Genomic DNA, 274 nt, shown 5'->3' on the forward strand with positions numbered 1-274 from the left:
GGGGGAGGTGTGAAATGAATTTGTTTGTAGAAATTATGCTTTTCGTCAAAGAGTGGTGGCCGTTGGTCACTTTTTTTATTGGCGTGATGTATGCAGGATATAAAGGGGTTAAGACCATAAATGACACGCTAGTCGATATTAAGCATGAGCTAAAAGTGTCCAACGAAAAGATTCAAGAATCGCGGGATCAAGTAATTAAGATCTGGTCAGAACTTGAAAAGCACGATGAGAGATTGGATGACTTAGCAACGAAAAGTGTAGAACACAACGAAAG

At 39.8% G+C, this 274-nt stretch carries 1 protein-coding gene; it reads left to right on the plus strand.

What is annotated here, in order from left to right; all coding sequences use genetic code 11:
• Positions 1-14: 14 nt before the first annotated feature.
• Positions 15-274: hypothetical protein (locus tag QP363_RS13100; RefSeq protein ID WP_284764803.1), on the plus strand; the 260-nt coding region annotated here is incomplete at its 3' end.

Origin of the sequence: Corynebacterium sp. UMB6689 (genome assembly GCF_030215295.1) — a bacterium.
In the GTDB taxonomy this organism is placed as follows: Bacteria; Actinomycetota; Actinomycetes; order Mycobacteriales; family Mycobacteriaceae; genus Corynebacterium; species Corynebacterium aurimucosum.